The 3654-nt window shown below is 37.1% G+C and carries 4 protein-coding genes; all 4 read right to left on the reverse strand.

Features of this window, described 5'->3' with window-relative positions:
* Positions 1-1125 precede the first annotated feature (1125 nt).
* The 4 genes from JST56_03845 to JST56_03860 all read right to left on the reverse strand — a co-directional run bounded on the left by JST56_03845 (position 1126) and on the right by JST56_03860 (position 3621).
* On the reverse strand, positions 1126-1701 hold the full coding sequence (locus JST56_03845; GenBank protein ID MBS1988099.1) for a hypothetical protein: 576 nt from the start codon (positions 1699-1701) through the stop codon (positions 1126-1128).
* A gap of 189 nt (positions 1702-1890) precedes the next feature.
* On the reverse strand, positions 1891-2409 hold the full coding sequence (locus JST56_03850) for a hypothetical protein (protein MBS1988100.1): 519 nt from the start codon (positions 2407-2409) through the stop codon (positions 1891-1893).
* 302 nt (positions 2410-2711) lie between these two features.
* Positions 2712-3002: a hypothetical protein gene (locus tag JST56_03855; GenBank protein MBS1988101.1), complete on the reverse strand. Its 291-nt coding sequence runs from the start codon at positions 3000-3002 to the stop codon at positions 2712-2714.
* A 196-nt stretch (positions 3003-3198) separates the two neighbouring features.
* Positions 3199-3621 (reverse strand): hypothetical protein, encoded by a 423-nt coding sequence (locus JST56_03860; GenBank protein ID MBS1988102.1) that lies wholly within the window; start codon positions 3619-3621, stop codon positions 3199-3201.
* Between the last annotated feature and the right edge of the window lie 33 nt (positions 3622-3654).

Here is a 3654-nt window from a genome sequence, read left to right on the forward strand (position 1 = left end):
ATATTGTTCCTTATACAAACCAGAAATAGAAGTTTCTTTCAGTTTGTCGAACAAAGTATCTCTTTGTCTTTCGAGTAATGTAAGAATTTTAGGGTTGTCCATAATTTGCTGCTAACGCCCGGGGCTTTATTCAGGTGGGGATTAGTATTCCTTCAGCCCAACCGACGGTCAACCCATTTTTTATTTGATTGCTGAAAGTATGAATAATTGTTGATATAAAATGTCTGCCTACCGCTGCCCAACAAAGAACTACAGCCTAACGAGTTCCGTCCCGCCCCACTTGCATAAAGCCCTTGTTGTATGCATGTAGCTCTTACATCCATCTGTCTGTTAAATGGAAAAAATTGTTCGTCTGTGTATTAATGTCTTGGTAAAATGTCAATGCGAAATAATTTGAACCGTCTGGCAATATTTTAAAACATACTTTGTTAATTACTTTCAGCTCTGTGAATGTATTATGTCCTGTCACTGACTTGGATTTATTACTATGTCCCAAAATAACACAGGCAAAACCTTGTCATGTAAAACAGCAAATAATAAAAAATTAATTGCAAGAACAGTTTTCATACTATTCTAAAGAGAAAAGTTCTTTGCGAAATTTTGAAATCATTTTTTAGTGTGTTATTGTTTCCAATTATTTCTGGGAACTTTCTACATATTGATGTCAAACTAATGCTGTAAAAAAAATAAATATCAATGCCTTGTCTAGACAAATAATTCAAATAACTGAGAATAAAATGTCAAGCCATTCATGCAAACTCGTAAATATTCTTTCTTTCAAATGCTATGTCAATTTATTTATAAGGCTTGTTTTTATTTTTCTTTTCATAATACGAAAAAAATTTAGAAAGAAAATTTTTCCTGTCCTATTACTGCAATGAAGAAAAAAGAAGCTTAAACGGCTACTGCATACAACGTTAAAGCATTGGCGATGTGGCGGTATTCTGTGTTCCGTCCGCCCGGTGCCGCTGCTGATTAAAGATACAAAAGCTCATTGTTTATTCTGTAGCTCAGCGCTATTCGTCTGTCGAAACTGAAGCTGAATAGCGAACAAAAAGCTGAGATTTTATTCGTCGGCCCGCCATATTGCCAATGCACTGTTAGCGGTATGTGGCTTTGTACTTCTTATTGAAGCGTCGGACTTAATATTGTAAAAGTCAAGTTTTCTGGCACGTTAAGTTCCTTGCGTTTATTTACAAAGTCTTTTTCATTGTCAAATGTGAACACTTTGTAACTGTCATACTTTCCACTTTGATATTGACTAATGTCGACAATATGAAAATACGTGATGTCTTTATAAGGTTTCAAATTCGCTGGCGGATTCCACCCATTGCTTATGTGATACCATTTGCCATTTTTCATATAAATACTGTCTTCGCTTGATAGCCAAATAGTGTCTGCAGGGTCAGTTAATAAAAATGTACCTTCTAAACTGTCTCGGTTGAAAAGTCGTGCCTGAATTTCTTCTTGTTTGTCGGGGTGTTGTTTTGCTATTATGAAATTATCATTGAAACCAACAGCAAATACTGTTGGTTTAATTACAATTGAACCACCATTTCCGTCTTTAGAGGTACTTAACAAAATATGTTGGTCAGTACTATCTGCCCACCAATTAAGCCAAAAATCTTTTGTCGGTTTTTTGTATGATGTTGCTTCGTCACCAAAAAAGCAACCGGTCAAAAGAAATATCGAAAGTCCCACCAAAAATATCTTTGTCATGCGTAGAGAGGTTCGTCTGCCATTGCCGCTAACGTGAAAGCATTGTTGTCAGGTGTGGACTTGGCAGCAATGCAGTTGAATAAAGATAGTTTGTTCCCCTGTTATTCGTCAGCCTAATAGAATTACGTCCTGTCACACTTGCAACAATGCAATGTTGTGTGCTCGTCCTGTTCACTTAAAACTTTTTATCGGCACAGGATAGGCAAAGATTCGCATTGTTCGCTTGCTCGTATCGTCAGGATAGTTTAGTTCACCACCGCCCAAGTGAACAAAGCCAATCGTAACCTGTTGTCCAGGGATAAAGCCTCTCATAAACTTATACATCGATTCTCCCGAAGGCGGCATACTGTCTTGGAACTTCATGGCGTACTTGAACTCTATGTCCCTTGAATGAAACTGTGTCGTTACAAGCCAGTCTTTTTCCGAAACAGTGTCAACAGTCACAGTCATGCTGTCAATGTATCGTCCTAACGAGTCAACAAGAAATTGTTTCATTCTGTCCTGAAAAATTGCACGGATATTTTCTTTTTCATTTGCTTCGCCGGCTGCATAGTAATTCTTCTTGTAATCATCAATAAGGTGAAATAGATGTCGTTGATTACGGGAATATAGTTGCTCGTCGTTGGCAACTTTCTTCGCCGTGTCACTACAGCCAGTGAGCAAACCGAAGAGCAAAGTCGCAAGAAACACGAAAGTGTATTGCTTTAGTAGTTTTGTCCTCATATTGATTGCAGTTGTTGGTCGAACTTAGGATGGCACACAACGGTGAGGCTTGGCGATGGGCTGGAATTCAATGAACCTTTCGCCCGAACGTCAGCCGATTGAAAAACTAAAGCCGAAGGTAAATACAAAAAGCCGATATTTGTTCGTTTGCTGGAACCTATGCTGATAGCGAACTACAGCCGATTCTTATTCCTTCAGCCAGCCTATTGCCAAACCTTTTGTTGCCTGCTGTGTAGTTGTATTTTAGTCCATGCCAATACCCCAAATACTTAAAGAAATAGTGTCAACATCTCTGTCAATAGATAAGTCAATTGGCGTTTTAATTCTGTTCTCATCTGTCCAGCTTCTGCCGAATAAGTGTAAAAATCATTGGACAAATAATCCTCCTTATCCTTGGAATTAAATTTGCCTTTATAATTATCATCTTGACCGTAAACTAAATACAAATCATCAACAAGTTTTTGAACGTCTGCAAGTTTTACCTCGTCAAGCTGATGATTTTTGAAAAAGATATTTTTTGTTCCGTCCTCAAATTGTTTGATTTCAATTGTGTCAAACAAATTGCACTCAAGGTAGCGAAGTGCCTTTCTGAAATTATTTACGGATGTCCAGCGGAATTAATTTCTGGATTTCCCTCTATAAAGCTGTCGTCTGGAATATTGTCCAACTTTGCGTTGAAAAAGTCACGAATGTTTTTTGGCATGATGTGTCAAATTAAAATGTCTGTGTTGAAGTTTAAAAGTGTCTGCAATAAATTCAATATTTCGAGTTATCAATTATGGCAATGTCGCCTGAACCTAAACCGATATATCTTTTATTGTCTATAGAAAAGTCATACGTTTCGTAACCCGATGAAGAAATATAAATTTCAATCCGATGTCCGTCTGTTAATGAAAGCACCAAATCAAAAGTGTCTTTAATAACTTCAATTTTTGTCAAATGTTTCCCTGCTAATTTCCTTGAAAGTTCTTCAACCAAGTCAAGTGGCTTTGGTAATCCAAATTGCTGTTCATGGTCAAGCGAAACCAATTCAATTTTTTTTTCTATCAATAGTCGCCAAAAACCTGAAGAGTTTGCAAATATTTTGTCGGCAAAATAAAAATACCAACAGTCAGCATCTTTGTCAAAAGCTATATTGTCAAAAAGTGAATGAGTTGTAAAAGTCATTTCATTTGTCATAGTTAGATGGTCGCTTTTACATAGCAGGCAACG

It is taken from the genome of Candidatus Dependentiae bacterium (assembly GCA_018266175.1).
Classification (GTDB): domain Bacteria; phylum Babelota; class Babeliae; order Babelales; family RVW-14; genus JAFEAY01.

Excerpts from the sequence above, each read along its gene's own strand:
- JST56_03860 (MBS1988102.1), bottom strand. The coding sequence starts at position 3,621 with ATGACAAATGAAATGACTTTTACAACTCATTCACTTTTTGACAATATA.